This is a genomic window from Streptacidiphilus neutrinimicus, assembly GCF_000787815.1.
In the GTDB taxonomy this organism is placed as follows: Bacteria; Actinomycetota; Actinomycetes; order Streptomycetales; family Streptomycetaceae; genus Streptacidiphilus; species Streptacidiphilus neutrinimicus.
Map to the genome: position 1 here is coordinate 66,542 of NZ_BBPO01000026.1, position 22,531 is coordinate 89,072.

The window sequence follows — 22,531 nt, forward strand, 5'->3', positions numbered from 1 at the left end:
AACCGCGCCTACACCACCAACCGGGCGCCGTTCTTCATCGGCAACCACTTCGAGTCCTGGAACGGCGGCATCTACATGAAGTCCGTCGAGCGGGCGCTGCGCGACATCGCCGCCCATCCGGACGTCCGCCTGGTCTCCTTCCGCCAGCTGGTGGAGTGGCTCGAGGTCCAGGACCCGGCCGTGCTCGCCAAGCTGCGCACGCTGAACGTGGGGCAGAAGCCGAACGACTGGAAGGAGTACACGACCCCGCAGGTCGTGTGACCTGTCGTTGGTCGCAGAGGACCCCGCCGATCGGCGGGGTTCGAACAGGGACCTCGGGCTGACGAATCGCCCGGCCGGCTGCGGCAAGCTGATACCAGTGCTGATACCTGCTCAGCCGACACGTGCGATCCCGGGATCCCAAGGGTCCCGGCCACGCCGGATCTCCCCCAGTCTTCTCCACCCGGAGCCGTCCTTGACCTCCACCGCCACCGCGCCGCGCCAGACCAGCGAGAAGGTGGCGCACATCAGTGCGCGCACCGCCGTGTGGTACCTCCGGATCGTGGCCTGCCTGAACCTGTTCGCCGCGGTCTCACTGACCTTCCGCGAGCAGGTCCAGCACCACAACCACGGTGACTTCTACACGCCCTACCTGCTGACCGCCGGCTTCAGCTCGGCCGCGTTCGCGGTCTTCATGTCCGTCATGATGAACCGTCACAAGCGGGCGGCGTGGATCGCCAACACGGTCTTCGCCGGGCTGCTGCTGCTCGCCCTGGCGGTCTCCCTGATCGGGCAGCCGGGGGTCCGCTCCCACTGGTTCAACTGGGCGACCCTCGCCGTCCTGGTCCTCTTCCAGACGGCCCTGCTGCTCGGGCGCTCCGAGTTCCGCGCCAAGGGCGACCCGGCCAACCCCGCGCTCGCCGGCGGCGTCCTGGTCGGCGGCGGTCTGCTGACGCTGCTGGCCGGCGCCGGTCTGCTCAGCCTCACCGCGGCCGGCCGCGCGTTCACCGTGGGCGACCGGGTGGAGTACGTGCTGCTGCGCGCGATCACGCTGGGCTCCGACGGCTCGCAGTACTTCGAGGTCTCGGCTCCCCGCTGGGTCGACATCACCGTCAACGTGCTGAGCGTCGCGGTGCTGACCCTCTTCAGCTACGCGCTGTTCCGCGCGCCCAAGGGCAAGGAGTACCTGAGCCCCGAGGACGAGGCGGCGCTGCGCGGTCTGCTGGACCGCCACGGCGCCCGCGACTCGCTCGGCTACTTCGCGCTGCGGCGCGACAAGTCCGTGATCTTCTCGCCCAGCGGCAAGGCGGCGGTCACCTACCGCGTCGTCGGCGGCGTCTCGCTCGCCTCCGGCGACCCGATCGGCGATGTCGAGGCGTGGCCCGGGGCGATCGAGAAGTGGCTGGAGCAGGCCCGCGAGTACGCCTGGGTCCCGGCCGTCACCGGGGCCAGCGAGGAGGCCGGGGTCGTCTACGCACGCCACGGCCTGGACGCCCTGGAGCTGGGCGACGAGGCGATCGTCGAGGTCGCCGACTTCTCCCTGGAGGGCCGCTCCATGCGCGGCGTCCGACAGGCCCACAATCGCGTCCGTCGCGCCGGCTACACGGTCACCGTCCGCCGCCACGTGGACATCCCCGAGGCGGAGATGGAGGCGATGATCCGTCACGCCGACCAGTGGCGCGACGGCTCCACCGAGCGCGGCTGGTCCATGGCGCTGGGTCGCCTGGGCGACCCGGACGACGGCCAGTGCGTCATGCTGGAGTGCCGCGACGCGGACGGCGAGATGCGCGCCCTGCTGAGCTTCGTCCCCTGGGGCGAGCACGGCCTCTCCCTGGACCTGATGCGCCGCGACCGCGACAGCGACAACGGCCTGATGGAGTTCATGGTCATCGAGCTGCTGCAGCAGGCCCGCTCGATCGGGGTGGAGCGCGTCTCGCTCAACTTCGCGGTCTTCCGCGCGGTGTTCGAGCGCGGCAGCCGGCTGGGCGCCGGGCCGTTCCTGCGGGCGTGGCGCTCGGTGCTGGTCTTCTTCTCCCGCTGGTGGCAGATCGAGTCCCTCTACCGGGCGAACGCGAAGTACCGCCCGCAGTGGGAACCGCGCTACGTCCTGTTCGAACGCAGCCGCGACCTCCCGCGGATCGCGTTGGCCAACGCGTGCGTCGAGGGCTTCATCTCCCAGCCCCGCCTCCCCGCTCTCCCCCGCACCAAGCGCCGCACCGCCGCCACCCACCCCGAGCAGGAGCGGGAGCTCCAGCACGTGGCGTAGCGCGCACCTCCCGCCCGCGGGGCGACGCGACGCGGCCGAGGGACATCCTGGACCCGGTGGCGGTCGCGCTGCGCGACGCGGTGGTTCGACGGAACGGCGAGTCCCCCGCCGTCCGCTCGGTGGGGGTGGTGCAGGTCCGATGGCCGGGCGGCGGCGAGGAACACCTGATGGTGCACGGCGCTGTGGACGAGGACCCGCCCTCCGCCTCCGCCGACCGGCTGCTGCGGGTCTCGCTCCGCGAGGAGGTGCCGCTCGCCCAGAGGTACCCGAAGGCCGGGATGCTCCCCTGAACACCACCGTTCACGCCGACACCATCGCCCAACTGGACCGCCAGGCCGCGCGGTGCTGGTTCGGAGGATCCTGACGGGACGTCGCCCGGGGCCCCGTCCCTCAGGCGGTGGGTTCGAAGGCCGGGGCGGCGAGAGGGAAGGAGGCGACGACGGTGAAGCCGCCGTCGGGGTGGGGGGCGGCTTCGAGCGTGCCGCCGAGTTGCTGGGCGCGTTCGCGCAGGCCGATGAGGCCGTGGCCGCCGCTGGGCAGCAGGAGCGGGACGGCGTCGGGAGAGCCCGCGGTATTGGTGACGTCGACCTGGAGCGCGCCCGAGCTGCGCGCCAGGCGGACGCGGACCGAGGAGCCGGGGGCGTGCTTGCGCACGTTGGTGAGGGCCTCCTGGACCGTGCGGTAGGCGGCACGCTCCACCGGCTCCGGGACGGGAGCCATGACGTGGCCGTCGAGGTCGCACCGCAGGCCGGACTCCGCGACCAGGCGCGGCAGATCCGCGAGCGTCGGCTGCGGGGTCAGCTGCTTCGCGTCGCCGCCTGCGGCCCGCAGGACGCCGACCATCTGGCGCAGCTCCTCCAGCGTCTTGACCGACAGCTTCCGGATCGTCCGCGCGGTCTCCCGCGAGGCCTCAGGGTCCTCCGCGCGGACCTGGAGCGCGCCTGCCTGGATCGAGATCAGGCTGACCTGGTGCGAGACCACGTCGTGCATCTCGCGGGCCAGCCGCGCCCGCTCCGTCGACAGGACCGACTCCGCCAGCAGCCGCCGCTCGCGCTCCTGGCCGCGCGTCAGCTCGTCCAGACGGACGGCCAACTCGCGGCGGGTGTTGACGAGCATGCCGAGCGCGATCGGCGCCGCCGCGGCCAGCAGGGCGTACAGAGCCGCCAGCGCCGTGGTCCGGTCCCAGCCGAGGCTGAAGTCGCTGACCGGCCAGGGGACGAACTGGGTGAGCGCCACCAGCAGGCCACCGAACCCGACGGTCCACCGGCTGCGGTGGCGCACCGCGACCGAGTAGACCGCGAACATCGGCGCCAGCCAGATCTGGCTCAGCTCCATGCCCGGCAGCGTCGCCAGCAGCACCAGCACCGGCCACCGCTTGCGCAGCAGCAGCGCCGCCGCGGCCAGCAGCGACGTGGACATCTGGGTCACCGAGCCGAGGTCGTTGGCCAGCAGCGCGTCCAGCCCGGCCAGCAGTGCCGGGACCGGAACGGTGATCCAGGGCCGGAAGTACCAGGGGCGCGGGGGCAGGCCGGACGCGCCCGGCGCCGGGGACGTACCGGTACCGCTCACCGGCCGTCCCTGCGCGCTCCCGGACCCGCGCCCGGCCCCGTGGCGGTGCCGCTGTCGCCGCCGAGCAGGCCCGCCTGGTGGGCGAAGACGGCGGCCTGCACCCGGTTGGCCGTGCCGAGCTTGGCGAGGATCGCGCTGATGTGGTCCTTGACGGTGCCCGTGCTGAGGTAGAGCCGCGCCGCGATGTCCGCGTTGGACAGGCCCTCGCCCAGCAGCGTCAGCACGTCCAGCTCGCGGGTGGTCATCGCGGCCAGCCGCGCCGCCGTCTGGCGGTCCGGGCCCGAGTCGAGATAGCCGGCGATGACGGTGTCGGTGACCGCGGGGGAGAGGATCCGCCCGCCGGAGGCCAGCACCCGGACCGCGTGCATCAGCTGGTCCGGATCGGTGTCCTTGAGCAGGAAGCCGCTGGCGCCCGAGCGCAGCGCGGTGCCGATGTACTCGTCGCTGTCGAAGGTGGTCAGCATGGCGACCGCGGGCGGCTCGGGCAGCTGCATCAGGCCGCGCAGGACGGTGAGACCGTCGACGTCCGGCATCCGGACGTCGAGCAGCACGACCTGCGGGCGCAGCTCCGCCACCGTCGCCAGGGCCTCGCCGCCGCCGCAGGTGCCCACGACCTCGATGTCCGGGGCGGAGCCCACGATCAGGCTCAGGCCGGAGCGGACGAGTGTCTCGTCGTCGACGATGACCACATGGATCACAGGCTGACCTTTCACTGTGCTTTGCCTAGACATAGAGCCTACGAGGCGTGGCGTTCGCGTGGGCAGATGCGGGGTGTGACGTACCCGGACGGGGACTTGCCGAGGGGGCGTCGAAGGGGAGAGGCTGCCCACGGCGTATGCGGTTCCAGAGCGGGCACCGGACGAGGAGTGATCCATGGCACAGCGGCTGCGCCTGGACGGGCTGGCCTACGGCGGCGACTACAACCCCGAGCAGTGGCCGGAGCAGGTCTGGGCCGAGGACGTGGCGCTGATGCGGGAGGCCGGGGTCAACCTGGTGAGCCTCGGCATCTTCTCCTGGGCACGGCTGGAGCCGCGGCCGGGCGAGTTCGACTTCGGCTGGCTGGACCGCGTCATCGAGTTGCTGCACGCGGGTGGCGTCGCCGTCGACCTGGCCACCCCCACCGCCTCGCCGCCCGCCTGGTTCCAGAAGGCCAACCCGCACGTCCGGCCGGTCACCGTCGACGGCCGCGTCCTCGGCTACGGCGCGCGGCAGACGTACTGCCCGAGCTCGCCCGAGTACGCCGCGGCCGCGGCCCGGATCACCCGCGAGCTCGCCGCCCGCTACGCCGGCCACCCGGCGGTGGTGCTCTGGCACGTCCACAACGAGTACGCCTGCCACGTCTCGCGCTGCTACTGCGAGCGCTCGGCGGCGGCCTTCCGGGACTGGCTGCGCGACCGCTACAAGACCGTGGACGTGCTGAACGAGGCCTGGGGCACCTCCTTCTGGGGCCAGCGCTACGACTCCTTCGACGAGGTCGACGCCCCGCGCCAGGCCCCGACGGCGGTCAACCCGGCCCAGCAGCTCGACTTCCGGCGCTTCTCCTCGGACGCGCTGCTCACGCTCTACAAGGCGGAGCGCGACATCATCCGCGCCGCCGACCCGGACGTGCCGATCACCACCAACTTCATGGCCGGGCTGACCGACAACCTCGACTACTGGGCCTGGGCCCGCGAGGTGGACCTGGTCGCCACCGACCACTACCTCTCCGCCGAGCGCGCCGACAACCAGGTCGGCCTCGCGCTCAGCGCCGACCTGACCCGCTCGCTCGCGGGCGGCGCGCCGTGGCTGCTGATGGAGCACTCCACCTCGGCCGTGAACTGGCAACAGCGCAACATCGCCAAGCAGCCCGGCGAGATGGCCCGCAACAGCCTCGCGCACGTCGCGCGCGGCGCGGACGGCGTCATGTTCTTCCAGTGGCGCGCCTCGCGGGCCGGTGCCGAGAAGTACCACTCCGCGATGGTTCCGCACGCCGGTACCGACACCCGGCTGTGGCGCGAGGTCGTCGACCTGGGCGCCCGGCTGCGCGAGCTCGCGCCGCTGCGCGGCAGCCGCGTCCGGGCGGACGTGGCCCTCGTGTGGGACTGGGAGTCGCTCTGGGCGCTGGAGCTGGAGTACCGGCCCAGCGTCGAGCTGGACTTCCGGGAGCGGATCGACGCCTACTACGAGCGGCTGTGGCGGGCGGGCGTCACCGTCGACTTCGTCCACCCCGGCGCGGACCTCAGCGCCTACCGACTGGTGGTCGCGCCCTCGATGTACGTGACCCGCACCGCGTGGGCGGAGAACCTGCGCGCCTGGGTGCGCTCCGGCGGCACGCTGCTGACCAGCTACTTCACCGGCATTGTCGACGAGAACGACGCTGTTTACCCGGGCGGCTACCCCGGCGCGCTGCGCGACGTGCTCGGCGTGCGCACCGAGGAGTTCCTGCCGCTGCGCCGGGGCGAGACCACGACGCTGTCCGCCACGACCCGGATGGACGTCGCCGCGGCCGCACCCGGCACCGCCTCCCGCTGGGCCGAGGACCTCTCGCTGGACGGCGCCTCCGCCGTCCTCCAGCACGCCGACGGGCCCGCGGCCGGGCGTCCTGCCGTGACCCGGCACTCCTTCGGTGAGGGCACCGCCTGGTACGTCGCCACCGCCCCCGACGCGGGCACCCTCGACGCGGTGCTGCGCGCCGCGCTCGCCGACGCGGGCGTGCGCACCCCCGCGGGCGTCCCGGACGGCGTCGAACGCGTGCGCCGCGAGGACGCGGACGGGCGCGCCTGGGAGATCGTGATCAATCACACCCCGTCCGATGCGACCCTTCCCGGCCCGGAAGGTCCCGTTTCGGTACCCGCCGGAACGGTCCGGGTGCTGGCCTCCGAGCCGCTGGAGTCGGTAGGTTCGCCGACGGACCAGTGACCGATCGGTGACCGGCACGTGACCTGAGGGATCAAAAGGGACGGGGAGAACCGCGTGGCGCAGGCGCATGAACGAGCCCTGGTGTTCGGGACCACGGCGGAGGCGTACGACGCGGCACGCCCGAGCTACCCGGACGCCCTGGTCGACACGGTCCTCGCGTACGCGGGCGGCGCGGGTCCGGGCGCCCTGCGGGCCGTCGAGATCGGCGCCGGGACGGGCAAGGCCACCGCCGTCTTCGGCGGGCGCGGCCTGCCGGTGCTGGCGGTCGAGCCGGACCCGCGGATGGCCGAGGTGCTGCGCCGCAAGCTGGACTCGCTGCCGCACGTCGAGATCGAGGTCTCGCGCTTCGAGCAGTGGCAGCCCGGCGCACGCCGCTTCGACCTCGCCTACGCCGCCCAGGCCTGGCACTGGCTGGACCGGGAGACCCGCCGGGACAGGATCTTCGACGCGCTCGCCCCCGGCGGAGCCGTCGCGCTGTTCTGGAACCTGCTCGGCATCGTCGACCCGGTCGTGCACCGTGACCTGACCGCCTTCGACACCGCCTACGGCAGCGGCCTGCTGCGGGTGACCGGTCTCGCGTCGGACTTCGCGGGGGAGATCGAGTCGACCGAGGAGAACGGCTGGGCGGGGTGGGAGTTCGGCGCTGACGTGCGCTTCACCGACCAGCGCTCGGTGCGGCTGCGCAACGGCGTCACCCGGCGCAGCGCCGACTCCTGGCTCGCCGCCGTCGCCACCTACTCCGGTGTGCAGATCATGGAGCCGGAGCGGCGCGCGGAGTTCCTCGCCGAGCTGCGCTCCTGCCTGGACGCCCACGGCGGCTTCCTCGACATCGCATGGTTCACCGACCTCTTCGTCGCCCGACGCGTCCCGGTGGAGGCGGGGGCGTAGACGGGCAGCGGCGGAGGACGGACGGGAACCGACGGGACGGCAGGCTGACGGGGTGGGACGCGGAGAGTGAGTACAACCGGGACGACGGTCGTCGCGCAGCGGCGCGTACGGCTGGTGACGGGGGAGCTCGGAAGCTCGGAGAGCCGGATACCGGCATGGGCCTACAGCTGGGGCACGGCGGCGGTCTTCGCCGTGCTCTATACCGTGCTGTCGGTGCGCCGCCACCAGCTCCAGCAGACCGCCGGCTACGACCTCGGCATCTTCGAACAGGCGGTGCGCGCCTACGCCCACCTCCGGGCGCCGGTCACCCCGCTCAAGGGCGCCGGCTTCGACGTGCTGGGCGACCACTTCAGCCCGGCCATCGCCGTGATCGCGCCGTTCTACCGGATCTTCCCGAGCCCGGTGACGCTCCTGGTCGCGCAGAGCGTGCTGCTGTCGCTGGCGATCGTGCCGCTCGCGGACTGGGCGCTGACCGCGCGCGGCCCGCGCACCGCGCTGGTGGTGGGCTTCGGGCTGGGCGCGTCCTGGGGCGTCGTGCAAGCCGCCGCGTTCGACTTCCACGAGGTGGCGCTCGCGGTGCCGCTCATCGCCTTCGCGGTGCGCGCCCTCGGCGAGGAGCGGTGGCGCGCGGCCGCGCTGTGGTCGCTGCCGCTGCTGCTGGTCAAGGAGGACCAGGGTCTGACGGTCGCCGCCGTCGGCGTCTTCATCGCGCTGCGCGGCCCCCGTCGGCTCGGTCTGTGGCTCACCGCGGCCGGGGCGCTCGGCACCTGCGCGGAGGTGCTGTTGATCCTGCCCGCCGTCAACGTCCACGGCGGGTTCGACTACTGGCAGCAGATCACCGGCGGCGGCAGTGCCACCACCGGCGGCGTCACCCAGGCGGGCGGCGGGGGCTCCGTCATCGGCCTGCTGGCGCACCTGCCCTGGCCGCCCGTCAAATGGCTGACGGTGCTGATGCTGCTGGCCCCAAGCTCCTTCCTGGGCCTGCGCTCGCCCCTGACGCTGCTGTGCGCCCCCACGCTGTTGTGGCGCTTCGCCTCCGGCAACACGCACTACTGGGGCGTCGCCTACCACTACAGCGCGGTGCTGATGCCGATCGTCTTCGGCGGCTTCGTCGACGCGCTCAGCCGCGGCCGGATCCCGTGGCGTAGAGGCCGGACGCTGCTGGCGGCGAGCGCCGCCTTCACGGCGGCGACCCTGCCGTTCTTCCCGCTGCGGGAACTGGTGCTGCCACCGCAGTGGATCACTCCGGCCCATGTCGAGACGGCCGACGCGATACTCGGCGAGATCCCGAGCGGGGTGAAGGTCGCCGCCAGCAACCGCCTCGCCGCCCAACTCGTCCACCGCGACACGGTCACCCTGGTCTGCATGCGCGCGGCCTCCGCCGACGCCGCGTGGGTGATCGTCGACGCGACCGACTCCAAGGCCATCGCCCCCTGCTCGGCGGACACCGCCGTCGCCGAGCTCGGCCGTTTCGAGTCCCGCGGCTACAGCCTCGTCGCCCAGAGCGACGGCATCACGCTGCTGCGCCGCTGACCGCGCCGCCGACCGCGCCGCCGACCGCGTGGTGCGCACGGCCGCGTGCAGGGTCGTCCGCACGGCATAGGCTGATCGGCATGTCGGATCATGTGCGCCTGCGTCCTGTCGCCGCGAAGGACCTCGACCTGCTGGAGCGGCTCTTCGAGGACCCCGTGGAGGCCGGGGAGTTCGGCTTCTTCGGCCACCGCAACCCCGGGGCGCTGCGCCGCCAGTGGGCGGAGCAGGGCTTCCTCTCGCCCCAGGGCGGCCGGCTCGCCGTCGTCGGCGAGGACGACCGGTTCGTGGGCGAGGTGCAGTGGCACGAGGTGATGCAGGGCCCCGCCTCGCCGTGCTGGAACATCGGCATCTCGCTGCTGACCGCCGAGCGCGGCAAGGGCTACGGCACGCGCGCCCAGCGGCTGCTCGTCGAGTACCTGTTCGCCCACACCCGGGTGAACCGGATCGAGGCCGGCACGGAGGTCGTCAACACCGCCGAGCAGCGCGCCCTGGAACGCGCGGGCTTCACTCGCGAGGGCGTCGTCAGAGGCGCGTGCTTCCGCGCGGGCGCGTGGCGCGACATGGTCCTGTACTCCGTCCTGCGCGCCGAGGTGGCAGTCACTCTCTGAGGCGGTTGCCACTCACCCCAGGCGGTCGACGCCGGTGACGCGGAGCACCGCGCGGCCCTCCTCGTCGGAGGAGTGCAGGTCGACCTCCGCGCTGATGCCCCAGTCGTGGTCACCCGACGGGTCGTCGAAGATCTGGCGCACGAGCCACGCGCCCTGGACCGTCTCCTCGTCGATGATCAGCATCTTCGGTCCGCGCGCGTCCGGGCCGGTGAAGAGGTCGTCGTGCTCGTCCCAGTAGGCGTCCATGGCGTCCGCCCAGCGGTCCGCGTCCCAGCCGCCGTCCTCGGCGTCCAACTCGGCCAGTGCGGCGTAGTTCTCCAGTGCGCACAGCTCCACGCGGCGGAAGAGGGCGTTGCGGACCAGGACGCGGAAGGCGCGCTTGTTGGCGGTGACCGGAGCGGTCCTCTCCTCCAGCGACTCCTCGAGCTCCTCCTCGTCCTCCGGGTTCGCCAGCTGCTCCCACTCGTCCAGCAGCGAGGAGTCGACCTGGCGGACCAGCTCGCCGAGCCAGGAGACCAGGTCCCGCAGGTCCTCGGACTTGAGGTGGTCCGGCACGGTGTGCTCGACCGCCTTGTAGGCGGAGGCGAGGTAGCGCAGCACCAGGCCCTCGGTGCGCGGGAGTTCGTAGAAGCCGACATAGTCGGTGAAGGTCATCGCGCGCTCGTAGAGGTCGCGGGCGACGGTCTTCGGGCGCAGCGGGTGGTCGCTGATCCACGGGTGCGAGCGGCGGTAGACCTCGTACGCGTGCTCCAGCAGCTCCACCAGCGGCTTGGGGTAGGAGATCTCCTGGAGCCGCTCCATCCGCTCCTCGTACTCCACCCCGTCGCGCTTCATCTCCGCGACCGCCTCGCCGCGCGCCTTGTTCTCCTGGGCGTGCAGGATCTGGCGCGGGTCGTCGAGCGTCGACTCGACGACGGACAGGACGTCCAGCGCGTACGTCGGCGAGGCCGGGTCCAGCAACTCGAACGCGGCGAGCGCGAAGGTGGACAGCGGCTGGGTGAGCGAGAAGTCGTCCTGCAGGTCGACGGTCAGGCGCACGATGCGGCCCGTCTCGTCGGGGTGCGGCAGCCGCTCGACGACGCCGCCCGCCTCCAGGGAGCGGTAGATGGCGATGGCCTCGCGGATGTGGCGGCGGCGCGTCCTCGGGTCGTCGTCGTTGTCCGTCAGCAGGTGCCGCATCGCCTCGAAGGCGTTGCCGGGCCGGTTGATGACGGAGAGCAGCATCAGGTGGCTCACCTTGAAGCGGGAGACCAGCGGCTCCGGCGCCGCGTCGATGAGCTTGGTGAAGGTCTCCTCGCTCCAGGAGACGAAGCCCTCGGGCGCCTTCTTCCGGACGACCTTGCGCTTCTTCTTCGGGTCGTCGCCGGCCTTGGCGACGGCTCGCTCGTTCTCGATGACGTGCTCGGGCGCCTGCGCGACGACCGTCCCGACAGTGTCGAAGCCGGCCCGGCCCGCGCGCCCGGCGATCTGGTGGAACTCACGGGCGCGCAGCATGCGCACGCGCTGGCCGTCGTACTTGCTGAGCGCGGTGAACAGGACCGTGCGGATCGGCACGTTGACGCCGACGCCGAGGGTGTCGGTGCCGCAGATGACCTTCAGCAGACCGGCCTGCGCCAGCCGCTCCACCAGGCGGCGGTACTTGGGCAGCATGCCCGCGTGGTGGATGCCGATGCCGTGCCGCACGAAGCGCGACAGGTTCCGGCCGAACTTGGTGGTGAACCGGAAGTTGCCGATCAGCGCGGCGATCGCGTCCTTCTCGGCCTTGGTGCACATGTTGATGCTCATCAGCGCCTGTGCCCGCTCCACGGCCTGCGCCTGGGTGAAGTGCACGACGTAGACCGGTGCCTGGCCCGACTTCAGCAGGTCCTCGAGCGTGTCGTGGATGGGAGTGCGCTGGTACTCGTAGAACAGCGGGACGGGCCGCGTCGCGGAGGAGACGGTCGTGGTGGCGCGGCCGGTGCGGCGCTTGAGGTCCGCCTCGAACTTGCGCACGTCGCCCAGCGTCGCCGACATCAGCAGGAACTGCGCCTGCGGCAGCTCGATCAGCGGCACCTGCCACGCCCAGCCGCGGTCCGGCTCGGCATAGAAGTGGAATTCGTCCATCACGACCTGCTGGACGTCCGCCTGCGCGCCGTCGCGCAGCGCGATCGAGGCCAGCACCTCGGCGGTGCAGCAGATGATCGGCGCGGTCGGGTTGACGGACGCGTCGCCCGTCATCATGCCGACCTTCTCGGTGCCGAACATCTTCACCAGGTCGAAGAACTTCTCCGAGACCAGCGCCTTGATCGGCGCGGTGTAGAAGGTCCGCTGCCCGTTCGCCAGGGCGGTGAAGTGCGCGCCCGCCGCGACCAGGCTCTTCCCGGAGCCGGTCGGGGTGTTCAGGATGACGTTGTTGCCCGAGACGATCTCGATCAGCGCCTCTTCCTGGGCGGGATAGAGGGTGATCCCGCGCTCCTCGGCCCACCCGGCGAAGGCCGTGAAGAGCTCGTCGGGCTGGGGGCTGGCGGGGATGAGATCAGTCAGGGTCACCGGACCATTCTGCCTGGTCCGCCCAACCCCGCTGGAGCCTCCCCGCCCACCGGCCCCCGGGCCTGTCCAGTGGATCAGGCCCTGAATCTTGTTCCGCGCGGCCCGACGCCGCAGGGCTGCCGGCTTTCTGGGCCGCCCGAGCCGACGCGGGAGAGCGGCCGGGGAGCCAATATTGAACGTGTTCAAAATCTGGGCCATGATGGTGACCGTACGAGGGGGACCCGGGCGGGGGCGTTCGCTGCCGACGAACGGGCGAACCGCCATGCCTGTTGACGCGGCGTCCGGTCCGCGTTCGAGGAGGTCCTGGTGCTGCGATCCCGGCGGGCCGAGCTGCCTGCGGCAGCTACGACGCGGTGACGCGCTCCAACGCCCTCGACGGCCCCGGCCCACGCTTCGCGGCGCCCCGCCGCGGACCGATCGATGCTCTGCGGCGGGTCCGGGCCGTGCGTTCGGCGACGCCACCCCACCTGCTCCCAAGGAAAGGACCTCTGGTGAGACACCTGCTGCAACGTCACCCCTTCCCGATGCGGACCCGGTTCGCGCACTCGCTGGTGCTCACCTACGCCCTGCCGCCCGCCGTGCTCGCGCCACTGGTGCCGCCCGGCCTCACCCTGGACACCTACACCGACCCCGAGGGGACCGAGCACGGCTTCGTCGCCGCCGCCGTGGTGGACGCCCGCGCGCTGCGTCCGTCCTTCCTGCCCGCCTCGCTCGGCGGCGACCACGTGCTGACCGGCTACCGGATCTTCACCCGGTTTCCCACGCCCACCGGGCGCACCATGCGCGGCCTGCGGATCCTGCGCAGCGACACCGACCACAGGCTGATGGCGGCGGGCGGCAACATCTTCAGCCGGTACAACTACCACCAGGCCCGGATCAGCACCGACGTCACCGGGGGAACCCTGCATTTCCGGGTCCGCAGCGCCGACGGGCACGCCGACCTCGACGTCCGCGCCCGCATCGGCGACGGCTCCCCGGCACGGCTGCCCGAGGGCAGCCCCTTCGCGACGGCCCGCGATGCCCGCCGTTTCGCGGGGCCCCTGCCCTACACCTTCGAGTACGAGCCTCAGACGGACTCCGTGATCGTCGTCAAGGCCACCAGGACCGCGTGGGATCCCGTGCCTGTCGACGTCGAGGTCACCACGCTGACCTTCTTCGACCACGGCCCCCTCGCCGGTACCCGGCCCCGGCTCGCCAACGCCTTCCACGTCGCGGACCTGGACTACGGCTGGGAGGCCGGCCGCCGCCGCACCCGGGAAGGAGCCGTGGCGTGAGGCTGCTCCAGCTCCCGCGCGCCGCCTCCCCGGCGCGCGCCCGGCCCTCCGGGGTGCGCGAGGTCGCCCGGTTCAACTGGCCGATGTACGCGGCGGGGGCCACGGCTGCGGCCCTGGGCTGGGCGCTCGCGCGCCGCCTGCCGGCCGGTCCGGCCCGGCTCGCCCGCGCGGGCGCGGCGACCGCGACGGCGCTGCTGGTCGGCAGCACCGCGGCGACCTGGTGGGTCTACGACCACGCGCGGCCGTTCTCCTTCGACTGGCTGGACGACCTGCTGCCCGAGGGGCCGGGCGACCACCTCGTCCTGTCGGCCGGTCTCGATGAGACCGCGCGCCCGCTCGCCGCCCGCCACCCCGGCGCGGCACAGCGCGTGGTCGACCTCTACGACCCGGCGCTCATGACCACGGGCTCGATCCGACGTGCCCACCGGCTGACCGGCGGGCCCGCCCCGGGAGCGCTGAGGGGGCGGCCTGCCGCCCTCCCGGCCGGATCGGCGGCCCACAACACCGTCTTCGCCGTGTTCGCGGCCCACGAGCTGCGCCGCCGACGGGATCGCGAGGCCCTGTTCGCCGAGTGCGCACGTGTCCTGCGGCCCGGCGGCGCCCTGGTGCTCGTCGAGCACCGCAGGGATGCCGCCAACGCGGCCGCGTACGGACCAGGAGCCTGGCACTTCCTGCCGCGGTCCGAGTGGCTCCGCCTGGCCGACGGGGCCGGCCTGCAGCGCGGTGCGGAACGGCGGATCGCCGGACTGGTCACCGCGTTCGCCTTCCGCAAGGAGGCGGAGGCGTGACGGGCGTGCTCACGCTGGAGGCCCAACTGCGTCTGGTGGGCGCGGCCCTGGTCGGGATCGGGCTCTTCCACACCGTGCTGCCCCGCCTGATCGGCTGGCCGTCCGACCTCGCCGGGACCACCCTGCTCACCCGTCAGGTGGTGTCCGCGCACCTCTTCTTCATCGCCCTGACCTGCGTCCTGCTGGGCCTGCTGCCGCTCGTCCTGGCCCCGTCCCTGCTGGCGGGCGGTCCGCTGGGCACGGCCCTGCTCGGCGGTCAGTCGGTGTTCTGGGGGACCCGCTGGGTCTTCGAGTTCGCCGTCTTCTCCCCTCGGCTCTGGCGCGGCGACCGCTTCCGCACCGCGGGACACGTCGCCCTGTCCCCGCTGTGGACCTGGGTGACCGGGGTCTTCGTCGCCGCGCTGGTGCACGTGCTCGTCCGGTGACGCGAGGCGGCGGACCGGCTCCCGGACGGACGATCAGTCCCGGCCGCCGGGCCCTTCGGCCTCGTCCGCCGATCCGTGCCCGACCATACCTGCCCGGACCCGTCGGCCGCCGTCCACCAGCAGGTCCGTGCCGGTCACCCAGGCCGCCTGGCCGGAGAGCAGCCAGACCACGGCGCGGGCGACGTCCTCCGGCTCGCCGAGACGGGCCAGCGGCGTCGCGGCGGCGAGCGCGGCCTCGTCCTGTTCCCACCAGAAGCGCGCCAGCTCGGTGCGGACCAGGCCCGGCGAGACCGCGTTGACGCGGACGCGCGGGGCCAGTTCGGCGGCGAGGTGCCTGGTCAGCTGGAGCAGTGCGGCCTTGCTCGTCTCGTACGCGGCCAGCCCCGGGCCGACTCCGTGCACGCCCTCCGTGATCACGGTGACGACCGAGCCGCCGTGCTCGCGCATCCATCCCTCCCATGCCGCGCGCACCAGCGCCAGCGGTCCGTGCACGTTGACCGCGAAGGTGTCCCGCCACGCCTGCGGGTCTCCCGTGACGGCCGGGCCGAGCGGCGCGTTGCCGCCCGCGTTGACCACGACGTGGTCGAGGCGCCCGAAGGTCTCCAGCGCGAGCCCGGCCCAGCGCCGCACGTCCCCCTCGTCGCCCGCGTTCCCGGCGGCGGCGACCAGCCGCCCCGGGGCGGGACCGAGCGTCCCGAGCGCCTGTTCCAGACCGTCCTTGCCGCGCGCGCCGATCAGCACCGACGCCCCGGCGGCCAGCAGCTCACGCGCCACCGCCAACCCGATCCCCCGCGAGCCGCCGGTGACCACGGCCGCCGTCCCCTCCATCCGCATGGGCGGAATCGTCCGCCCCCGCGGCGGCCGGGTCCAGAGCCGTGCACGCCCTAAATCACACGAGAGTTGACTGCCCGTCGACAGCCCGGAGCGGGCAGACTGGTGGCAGCTGATCACGGCAGGCACGACAGGCACGGCCGGCCCAGGGGAGGGCCGGGGATGAAGGGAACCGGATGACCACCGCCGAGCACGAGAAGCCGCTCGTCAACGACCCGACGTTCAAGGCCGAGGCGCACGCGCGCTACGCGGGCCTGCGCGGCCGCGGGCCGATCCAGCGCGTCACCCAGCCCAGCGGATACGACCTCTACCTGGTCCTCGACCACGACCTCGCCCGCGTCGCACTCACCCACCCCGACCTGCTCAAGGACCCGGAGATCGGCCGGGAGGCGCTCGAGGCCGCCGGCGTCCTCTCCTACCGGGGTCGCGGGCAGGGCCTCGCGGCCAACATGCTGATGGCCGACCCGCCGGACCACGCCCGCCTGCGCGGCCCCGTCGCCCGCTCCTTCACCCCGCGCCGGGTGGAGGAGCTGCGGCCGCGGGTCCAGGAGATCGCGGACGCGCTGGTGGACGCGATCGAGGCCAAAGCGGCGGCCGGTGAACCGATCGACCTGGTCGAGGACTTCACCGCCCCGCTGCCCGTCATGGTGATCTGCGAGCTGCTGGGCGTCCCGACCGATGCCCGCGACGACTTCCGAGACTGGACCCTGGCCGCCGTCTCCGCCGGCTCCGCGACGCCGTCCGCGGCCCAGCAGCAGGGCATGCTCGCGCTGAACACCTACTTCTCCGAGCTGATCGCCGCCAAGCAGGCCACGCCGGACGACGGGGACGACCTCCTCACCGCGCTGGTCCGGCTCAACCGCGACGACGAGGACGCCCTGAACGCGGAGGAGCTTCTCGGCACCGCCGTCATCCTGCTCATCGCGGGCCACGAGACCACGGTCAACCTGCTCGGCAACGCGATGGCCGCGCTGCTCGACCACCCCGAGCAGGCCGCACTGCTGCGCGGGCGACCCGAGCTGCTCCCCGGCGCGGTCGAGGAGTTCCTCCGCTTCGACGCCCCCGTCGACCAGACCCCGCTGCGCTTCGCCGTGCGGGACGTCGAGCTGGGCGGCGTCCTGATCCCCAAGGGCAGCGCGCTCACGGTCTCCCTCGCCGCGGTCGGCCGCGACCCTTCCGTGCTGGGCGACCCGGCGGAGCTCGACGTCACCCGCACGGACGGCCGCCACCTCTCCTTCGGCCACGGGATCCATTACTGCGTCGGCGCGCCGCTGGCCCGCCTGGAGGGCGCGGTCGCCCTGGGGACCCTGCTGCGCAGGCTCCCCACCCTGCGGTTGGCGGGCGCGTACGCGGACCTGCGCTGGACGGTGGGCGGCATCATGCACGGACCGCTGGAGCTGCCGGTGACGCTGTAGGCCCGCCGGGGCCGCCGACCCCGGACAACGGGCGGCCCATTCCTTAAAGAAATGTGACGGCCCCCTTTTCTCCCTGGTCAGCGCATGCGCCGAGTGGTGGGATGGAGTCATGGAGCAGCGGGGTCGGGAGAGCGCGGGCAAGCCCGTCGGGCGGCGGGTGGTGCTCGGGGTGCTCGGGCTCGGCGCCGTGGGGGTGGCCTTCGGGGCGCGGATCCAGAACGGGCTGGACAACGTCCTCGCCGGCGTCAGCGCCAAGGACCCGACCGGGCTGACCCAGCTGCTGCCCGGCGGCGGGGGGTTCCAGTTCTACAACGTCGCCGACTCCATCCCGCACCGCAACGCAACGGACTACCGGCTCACTGTCGACGGCCTGGTGGACCGCCCGGCAAGCTACACGCTCGCGGACCTCAAGGCGATGCAGCAGACCCGGCTGGTCCGCGACGTCCAGTGCGTCACGGGCTGGCGGGTGCCGAACACGGAGTTCTCCGGGGTTCTGCTGCGCGACCTGCTCGACATGGCCGGGGTGCGGAAGCAGGGCACCGCGATCAGGTTCACCTGCTTCGACGGCGTCTACACCGAGAGCCTCACCCTCGACGAGGCGCGCCGCAGCGACGTGCTGGTCGCGCACGAGATGAACGGCGCGCCGGTGACCAGCGCGCACGGCGGGCCGGTGCGGCTGTACGTCGCGCCGATGTACTTCTACAAGTCGGCCAAGTGGCTCTCCGGCATCACGGTGACGTCCCAGGTCGAACCCGGCTACTGGGAGCGCTACGGCTATGACGTCGAGGCCTGGGTCGGCCGTTCCAACGGGCGCGACGATGCTCCGACCTCGAACTGAGCCGGCGCGGCACCCCGACGAGCTGCGACGGTTCACCGTCGCCGAACGCTGGGTGCACCGGACGACGGCCACGTTGATGATCGTCGCGATCCTCTCCGCGGCCTTCCTCTACCTGCCGCAGCTCGCCGAGCTCGTCGGACGCCGGCGGCTGCTGGTGACGGTGCACGAGTGGAGCGGGGTGCTGCTGCCGTTGCCGCTCGCGGTCGGGTTGGGGTTCCGTTCGGTGCGCGCGGACATCCGGCGGCTCAACCGGTTCCGGCCCGAGGACCGGGGCTGGGCCTGGCGGGCGGTCCGGCACGGGACGCGGCACGCGGGGCCCGCGGGCAAGTTCAACGCCGGACAGAAGCTCTACGCGGCCTTCGTCGCGGGCGCCACGCTCGTGATGGTCGGGACCGGTCTGGTGCTCTGGTTCCCGCACCTGGCCGCACTGGACGTGCGGACGGGGGCGACCTTCGTCCACGACTGGCTGGCCCTGGTGATCGGCATCCTCGTGCTCGGGCACCTGCGGATGGCCTTCAAGGACCCCGAGGCACGGCACGGCATGCGCACCGGCTGGGTCGGCCGCTCCTGGGCCAAGCGCGAACACCCGCTGTGGGCGCGGGAGCAGAGCGCGGAGCCCGAGCCGGCGGATCCGGGCGGAGCCGCGTCCCCGGAGACCGCCCCGCCCGACGAACGGAACTGATCGAGCGTCAGCGAGGCCCCGCCCCGGGGTCAGGCGCCGGGCGCCTGCCACCCGGGATCGCGGCCGAGCAGCCGCAGCACGTCGTCCAGGCAGCCGTCCGGCGTGCCCGGCAGCACCGGGCCGAACGCCCGGCCCGGCCCGCGGGACACCTCGTCGGCGGGGACGAGCGCGGCGATCCGCCGCACCGGGTCCAGCAGTTCCGGCGGGCAGTCGAAGGGACGGCCGAGCGCCGCGGCCAGGTCCCAGCCGTGGACGACCGTGTCGAGCAGGTGGAAGCCGATCGCCTGTGTGGCCGGGAAGGCGTGGCCGGGCAGGATCTCGGGCAGCGCGAAGGCGCGGCCCTCCGCCTCGGCCTCGGTGAACGCCTCGGTCAGCGCCTCGGCGGAGTGGACGTACGTGGCCGACAGGTCCGTGCCGGGCGGGAGCGGGCGGTCGTCGAACGCGCCCGGCACGTCGCCGCGACCGTACGCGGCCTCGGCGAAGCCGTCCTGCTGGCCGATGGTGTGCTCCAGCAGCCGCCGCACGGTCCACGCGGCGCAGGGGGTGGGGCGGTCGAGGTCCTCGGGCCGCACGGCGGCCACCGAGGGGGAGAGCAGGGCCAGCGCCCTGGAATGCAGGGTTGCGAGCGTCATGACGGAAAAGTAGCACGACCGTTCGTGTAGTTTTCCCGTTCGGCCGGAAGGGATCGGATCGGGTGGCTCACTCGGCGGGCAGTTCCGTCGCGTCCGTCGCCTCGGCCCGCAGCAGTCGCAGCGCCGCGCGGCGGGAGCGGGCGTAGGGCGCCTCGTCGTCGTGGAGCAGCGACATCGCGTTGGCGTACTCCAGCAGGGCGAGCAGCTCGAAGCCGAGCTGCTCCACGTCCACCTCCGCCGTCAACCGGCCTTTGTCGCGCGCCGCTTCAAGCTGAGCCACGATCAGCTCGTGCCAGGCGCGGCTGCCTTCGACGAGCCGGTCGCGCACCCGGCCCGGCTGGGCGTCGAACTCGGCGCCGACGGCGTAGAAGAAGCAGCCGCCGGGGAAGACCCGCGTGCGCGAGTACTCCCACCAGCCCTCCAGCAGCGCCCACAGGCGCTCCAGCCCGGCGGGCCGCCGCTGCGCCGGCGTGATCACGTGGTCGAGGTAGACCCGCTCGGCGGCGCGCACCGTCGCCAGCTGCAGTTCCTCCTTGGAGCCGAAGAGGGCGAAGACGCCGCTCTTGCTGAGCTCCAACTCCGTTGCCAGGCGCCCGATCGAGAGCGCCGCGAGGCCCTCGGCCGAGGCGATGCGCATGGCGCGGGCCAGCACCTGCCGACGGGTCTCGTTGCCCTTGAGGATCCGCCCGTCCGTCGTGGCCGAGGTCGGGGCCGTCACTGCCCGTTCACGCCTTCCGTGCCCGCTCGATGCGGACCGCGACGCCGTCCAGGAAGGTGTCCAGCACCAGCGCGAAGACGGTGTCGTCGTCGCGGAACAGCTCGGTCAGGCGCGGCGCGCTGCGGTGCAGCAGCGGGAACTCGTCCTCGGGGAGCATGCCGTACTTGACGGCCCAGGCGGCCTCGTCCTGCTCCTGCGCCTGCCGGTCCAGGATGGAGAAGGCGGCGGTGTACTGGGTCATGGCCAAGGTCATGTCGAGCAGGGCGCGGTAGCACTCGGCGGCCTCGACGACCGGCAGGCCGGCCCGGTGCAGCACCGAGATCAGCTGCTCGACGCTGTGCGTCTCGGCGGGGCTCGCGGTGGTCCGCGCGGCGGCCAGGACCGCGAGGGCGGGCCGGGCGAGGTGGGAGGTGCGCACGCTGCGGGCGGTGACGGCAAGGAAGGCGCGCCAGTCGTCCGACGGGCCGTCGGGGAGGGTCTGCCGGGCCAGCTCGATGCCCTCCTGGATCACCAGGTCGGTCAGGGCCAGCACGAGCTCGTCCTTGTCGCGGAAGTGCCGGTAGACGGCGGTCGGGTCCGCGCCCAGCTCCTTGCCGAGCCGGCTGAAGGTGAGCTGGCCGCCGCCCTCGGGCGAGCAGAGCCGCAGGGCCGCCTCCAGGATCGACTCGCGCGTGAGGGTCACCCGGCGCCTGTTCGCCTGCTCTGCCGTCGCCTGCCGCGACGTCGACTGCCCTGCCACTCGGGCCTCCACGCGGGCCCCTCCTCATCGATCAGCGTCGGACGCGCCCCGCCGACGGGGGCGTGATTCATCCGATCGTAACGGCGAGGCGCTGTCAATGGCATTGACAGGCACGTTGTCAGGGGGTTTTCTTCTCTGCACATCGGCGGCGACGTCCCCGGTCCCGTGCCTTTCCCATGCCTGCCTCATGCCTCCCCCATGTCCCGGACACGTCCTGGAGCGCCCGTGCACCCTGAACGCCTCACCGCCGACCTGGTCTTTCTCGGCGGACCCGTCTACACCGTCGACCCGGCCCGCTCCTGGGCGGGAGCCGTCGCCGTCCGCGACGGCCGGATCCTCGCCGTCGGCCAGGACCACGACGTCCGGCCGCTGATCGGCCCGGGCACCGAGGTCGTCGACCTCGCCGGACGGCTGCTGCTGCCCGGCTTCCAGGACGCCCACGTGCACCCGGTCCTCGCCGGCACCACCCTGGCCCGCTGCAACCTGCACGACCTGAGCACCGCCGACGAGTACCTCCGGGCCGTCGCCGACTACGCGGCCGCCCACCCGGAGGCCGAGTGGATCACCGGCGGCGGGTGGTCCTTCCAGGCCTTTCCCGGAGGGATGCCGCACCGCTCGCTGCTCGACGCGGTCGCCGCCGTCGGCGACCGCCCCGTCGCGCTGCCCGTCGCCGACGGGCACGCCCTGTGGGCCAACAGCCGCGCGCTCGAACTGGCCGGGATCACCAAGGACACCCCTGACCCGGCCGACGGCAGGATCGAGCGCGACCCGGACGGCACGCCCAACGGCATGCTCCAGGAGGGCGCCGCCGACCTGGTCACCCGGCACATGCCCGCCGCCACCGACGAGGACTTCTACCAGGGCCTGCTGGCCGGCCAGGCCTACCTGCACTCCTACGGCATCACCGGCTGGCAGGACGCGGGCGTCGGCCCCCACTTCGGCCCCGGCGACGTCTACGGGGCCTACCTGCGCGCCGACGCCGCGGGCACGCTGACCGCGCGGGTCCGCGGCGCCCAGTGGTGGGACCGCGAGGGCGGGCTGGAGCAGCTGCCCTTCTTCGAGGAGCGCCGCGCCGAGGCCGAACGCGGCGGCTCGCGGTTCCGCGCCGGGACCGTCAAGATCATGCTCGACGGCGTCGCCGAGAACCACACCGCCGCGATGCTCGAGCCCTACCTCGACGGCTGCGGCTGCTCCACCGGCAAGGCGGGCCTCGACTTCGTGGACCCGGAGAAGCTCGGCGGCTACGTCTCCGAACTCGACGCCGCCGGCTTCCAGGTGCACTTCCACGCGCTGGGCGACCGCGCCGTCCGCAACGCCCTCGACGCCGTCGAGGAGGCGCTGAGCCGCAACGGCGACCGCGGCAACCGGCACCACCTCGCCCACCTCCAGGTCGTCCACCCCGACGACATCCCGCGCTTCCGGGCGCTGGGCGCGACGGCGAACATGCAGCCGCTGTGGGCCTGCCACGAGCCGCAGATGGACCAGCTGACGATCCCGTTCCTCGGCGAGCGCCGCGCCGGCTGGCAGTACCCCTTCGGCTCGCTGCTGCGCGCCGGGGCGATGCTCGCCGCCGGCAGCGACTGGTCCGTCTCGACGCCCGACGTCATGGCCGGCGTCCACGTCGCCGTCAACCGCACCGGCGAGGAGGACCCGAACCGGGTCCTGGGCCCCGAGGAGCGCCTCGACCTCGGCTCCGCGCTCGCCGCCTACACGGCCGGGACCGCGCGGATCAACCACCTGGACGACGTCACCGGCTCGATCCAGACCGGCAAGTACGCCGACCTCGTCGTCCTGGACCGCAACCCCTTCGACGGGCCCTCGCAGGCCATCGCCGAGACCCGCGTGCTGCGCACCTACGTCCAGGGCGAGCCGGTGCACGCCGCCGCCGAGCAGTGAAGAGCCGAGCAGTGAAGAGCCGA

20 protein-coding genes and 1 pseudogene are annotated in these 22,531 nt (G+C 73.0%); 14 read left to right on the top strand and 7 right to left on the bottom strand.

Annotation, left to right across the window (positions count from 1 at the left end; translation table 11 throughout):
* From TR48_RS18355 to TR48_RS18365, 3 genes and pseudogenes are all read left to right on the top strand, one after another.
* A pseudogene (locus TR48_RS18355) lies at window positions 1-261 on the top strand (hypothetical protein); the annotation flags it as partial.
* 193 nt (window positions 262-454) lie between these two features.
* Window positions 455-2,245: a phosphatidylglycerol lysyltransferase domain-containing protein gene (locus TR48_RS18360; RefSeq protein ID WP_052442765.1), complete on the top strand. Its 1,791-nt coding sequence runs from the start codon at window positions 455-457 to the stop codon at window positions 2,243-2,245.
* A 56-nt stretch (window positions 2,246-2,301) separates the two neighbouring features.
* Window positions 2,302-2,535, top strand: coding sequence for a hypothetical protein (locus tag TR48_RS18365; protein ID WP_042368537.1), 234 nt, complete (start codon window positions 2,302-2,304; stop codon window positions 2,533-2,535).
* Window positions 2,536-2,635: 100 nt separating this feature from the next.
* Here the strand turns inward: TR48_RS18365 and TR48_RS18370 are convergent, their stop codons facing one another.
* Together TR48_RS18370 and TR48_RS18375 are read right to left on the bottom strand one after the other, a co-directional pair.
* Window positions 2,636-3,814 (bottom strand): sensor histidine kinase, encoded by a 1,179-nt coding sequence (locus TR48_RS18370; protein ID WP_236652205.1) that lies wholly within the window; start codon window positions 3,812-3,814, stop codon window positions 2,636-2,638.
* Window positions 3,811-4,512, bottom strand: coding sequence for a response regulator (locus tag TR48_RS18375; RefSeq protein ID WP_042368539.1), 702 nt, complete (start codon window positions 4,510-4,512; stop codon window positions 3,811-3,813). The genes TR48_RS18370 and TR48_RS18375 overlap by 4 nt, the downstream gene beginning before the upstream one ends.
* 175 nt (window positions 4,513-4,687) lie before the next feature.
* On the opposite strand from TR48_RS18375, the gene TR48_RS18380 reads away from it, so the two are divergent.
* The 4 genes from TR48_RS18380 to TR48_RS18395 all read left to right on the top strand — a co-directional run bounded on the left by TR48_RS18380 (window position 4,688) and on the right by TR48_RS18395 (window position 9,741).
* Window positions 4,688-6,712 (top strand): beta-galactosidase, encoded by a 2,025-nt coding sequence (locus TR48_RS18380; protein WP_042368542.1) that lies wholly within the window; start codon window positions 4,688-4,690, stop codon window positions 6,710-6,712.
* A gap of 54 nt (window positions 6,713-6,766) precedes the next feature.
* The gene (locus tag TR48_RS18385) at window positions 6,767-7,600 is read left to right on the top strand and encodes a class I SAM-dependent methyltransferase (protein ID WP_161789856.1); all 834 of its coding nucleotides are present in this window, start codon (window positions 6,767-6,769) and stop codon (window positions 7,598-7,600) included.
* A gap of 66 nt (window positions 7,601-7,666) precedes the next feature.
* A complete protein-coding gene (locus TR48_RS18390; protein WP_236652206.1) occupies window positions 7,667-9,133 on the top strand; it encodes a DUF2079 domain-containing protein in 1,467 nt (488 codons plus the stop codon).
* Window positions 9,134-9,213: 80 nt separating this feature from the next.
* The gene (locus tag TR48_RS18395) at window positions 9,214-9,741 is read left to right on the top strand and encodes a GNAT family N-acetyltransferase (RefSeq protein WP_042368543.1); all 528 of its coding nucleotides are present in this window, start codon (window positions 9,214-9,216) and stop codon (window positions 9,739-9,741) included.
* A 12-nt stretch (window positions 9,742-9,753) separates the two neighbouring features.
* Here the strand turns inward: TR48_RS18395 and TR48_RS18400 are convergent, their stop codons facing one another.
* Window positions 9,754-12,270, bottom strand: a complete 2,517-nt coding sequence (locus tag TR48_RS18400; protein WP_042368545.1) for a DEAD/DEAH box helicase — start codon at window positions 12,268-12,270, stop codon at window positions 9,754-9,756.
* Window positions 12,271-12,761: 491 nt separating this feature from the next.
* Between TR48_RS18400 and TR48_RS18405 the strand changes: the two genes are divergently transcribed.
* The 3 genes from TR48_RS18405 to TR48_RS18415 are packed head-to-tail and all read left to right on the top strand — an operon-like array spanning window position 12,762 to window position 14,757.
* Window positions 12,762-13,544, top strand: coding sequence for a DUF2071 domain-containing protein (locus tag TR48_RS18405; protein ID WP_201777130.1), 783 nt, complete (start codon window positions 12,762-12,764; stop codon window positions 13,542-13,544).
* The gene (locus tag TR48_RS18410; protein WP_201777131.1) at window positions 13,541-14,332 is read left to right on the top strand and encodes a class I SAM-dependent methyltransferase; all 792 of its coding nucleotides are present in this window, start codon (window positions 13,541-13,543) and stop codon (window positions 14,330-14,332) included. Before TR48_RS18405 ends, TR48_RS18410 begins: the two co-directional genes overlap by 4 nt.
* On the top strand, window positions 14,329-14,757 hold the full coding sequence (locus TR48_RS18415; RefSeq protein WP_042368547.1) for a hypothetical protein: 429 nt from the start codon (window positions 14,329-14,331) through the stop codon (window positions 14,755-14,757). The genes TR48_RS18410 and TR48_RS18415 overlap by 4 nt, the downstream gene beginning before the upstream one ends.
* 33 nt (window positions 14,758-14,790) lie before the next feature.
* On the opposite strand, the gene TR48_RS18420 is transcribed toward TR48_RS18415, so the two are convergent.
* Window positions 14,791-15,591 carry a glucose 1-dehydrogenase gene (locus TR48_RS18420; protein WP_042368549.1) on the bottom strand — a complete coding sequence of 267 codons (801 nt, stop codon included), beginning with the start codon at window positions 15,589-15,591 and terminating at the stop codon, window positions 14,791-14,793.
* A 173-nt stretch (window positions 15,592-15,764) separates the two neighbouring features.
* On the opposite strand from TR48_RS18420, the gene TR48_RS18425 reads away from it, so the two are divergent.
* The 3 genes from TR48_RS18425 (at window position 15,765) to TR48_RS18435 (ending at window position 18,523) form a co-directional block, all read left to right on the top strand.
* Entirely contained in the window at window positions 15,765-17,003 is a 1,239-nt protein-coding gene (locus tag TR48_RS18425) for a cytochrome P450 family protein (RefSeq protein WP_042368552.1), read from the top strand.
* Window positions 17,004-17,112: 109 nt separating this feature from the next.
* Complete coding sequence (locus tag TR48_RS18430) at window positions 17,113-17,841, top strand: molybdopterin-dependent oxidoreductase (protein ID WP_042368553.1); 729 nt, start codon at window positions 17,113-17,115, stop codon at window positions 17,839-17,841.
* The gene (locus TR48_RS18435) at window positions 17,822-18,523 is read left to right on the top strand and encodes a cytochrome b/b6 domain-containing protein (protein ID WP_063771008.1); all 702 of its coding nucleotides are present in this window, start codon (window positions 17,822-17,824) and stop codon (window positions 18,521-18,523) included. The genes TR48_RS18430 and TR48_RS18435 overlap by 20 nt, the downstream gene beginning before the upstream one ends.
* Window positions 18,524-18,552: 29 nt before the next feature.
* On the opposite strand, the gene TR48_RS18440 is transcribed toward TR48_RS18435, so the two are convergent.
* The 3 genes from TR48_RS18440 to TR48_RS18450 form a co-directional block, all read right to left on the bottom strand.
* Complete coding sequence (locus tag TR48_RS18440; RefSeq protein ID WP_042368555.1) at window positions 18,553-19,155, bottom strand: TIGR03086 family metal-binding protein; 603 nt, start codon at window positions 19,153-19,155, stop codon at window positions 18,553-18,555.
* A gap of 67 nt (window positions 19,156-19,222) precedes the next feature.
* Complete coding sequence (locus TR48_RS18445) at window positions 19,223-19,873, bottom strand: TetR/AcrR family transcriptional regulator (protein WP_042368557.1); 651 nt, start codon at window positions 19,871-19,873, stop codon at window positions 19,223-19,225.
* Between the two features lie 7 nt (window positions 19,874-19,880).
* Entirely contained in the window at window positions 19,881-20,555 is a 675-nt protein-coding gene (locus TR48_RS18450; protein WP_052442767.1) for a TetR/AcrR family transcriptional regulator, read from the bottom strand.
* Window positions 20,556-20,810: 255 nt separating this feature from the next.
* Between TR48_RS18450 and TR48_RS18455 the strand changes: the two genes are divergently transcribed.
* Window positions 20,811-22,508, top strand: a complete 1,698-nt coding sequence (locus tag TR48_RS18455) for an amidohydrolase (RefSeq protein WP_042368561.1) — start codon at window positions 20,811-20,813, stop codon at window positions 22,506-22,508.
* The last annotated feature ends 23 nt before the right edge of the window (window positions 22,509-22,531 follow it).

Coding starts and splice junctions, on each gene's coding strand:
- TR48_RS18380 (WP_042368542.1), top strand. CDS start 4,688: ATGGCACAGCGGCTGCGCCTGGACGGGCTGGCCTACGGCGGCGACTAC.
- TR48_RS18420 (WP_042368549.1), bottom strand. CDS start 15,591: ATGCGGATGGAGGGGACGGCGGCCGTGGTCACCGGCGGCTCGCGGGGG.
- TR48_RS18430 (WP_042368553.1), top strand. CDS start 17,113: ATGGAGCAGCGGGGTCGGGAGAGCGCGGGCAAGCCCGTCGGGCGGCGG.
- TR48_RS18440 (WP_042368555.1), bottom strand. CDS start 19,155: ATGACGCTCGCAACCCTGCATTCCAGGGCGCTGGCCCTGCTCTCCCCC.
- TR48_RS18455 (WP_042368561.1), top strand. CDS start 20,811: ATGTCCCGGACACGTCCTGGAGCGCCCGTGCACCCTGAACGCCTCACC.
- TR48_RS18435 (WP_063771008.1), top strand. CDS start 17,822: ATGCTCCGACCTCGAACTGAGCCGGCGCGGCACCCCGACGAGCTGCGA.
- TR48_RS18395 (WP_042368543.1), top strand. CDS start 9,214: ATGTCGGATCATGTGCGCCTGCGTCCTGTCGCCGCGAAGGACCTCGAC.
- TR48_RS18425 (WP_042368552.1), top strand. CDS start 15,765: ATGACCACCGCCGAGCACGAGAAGCCGCTCGTCAACGACCCGACGTTC.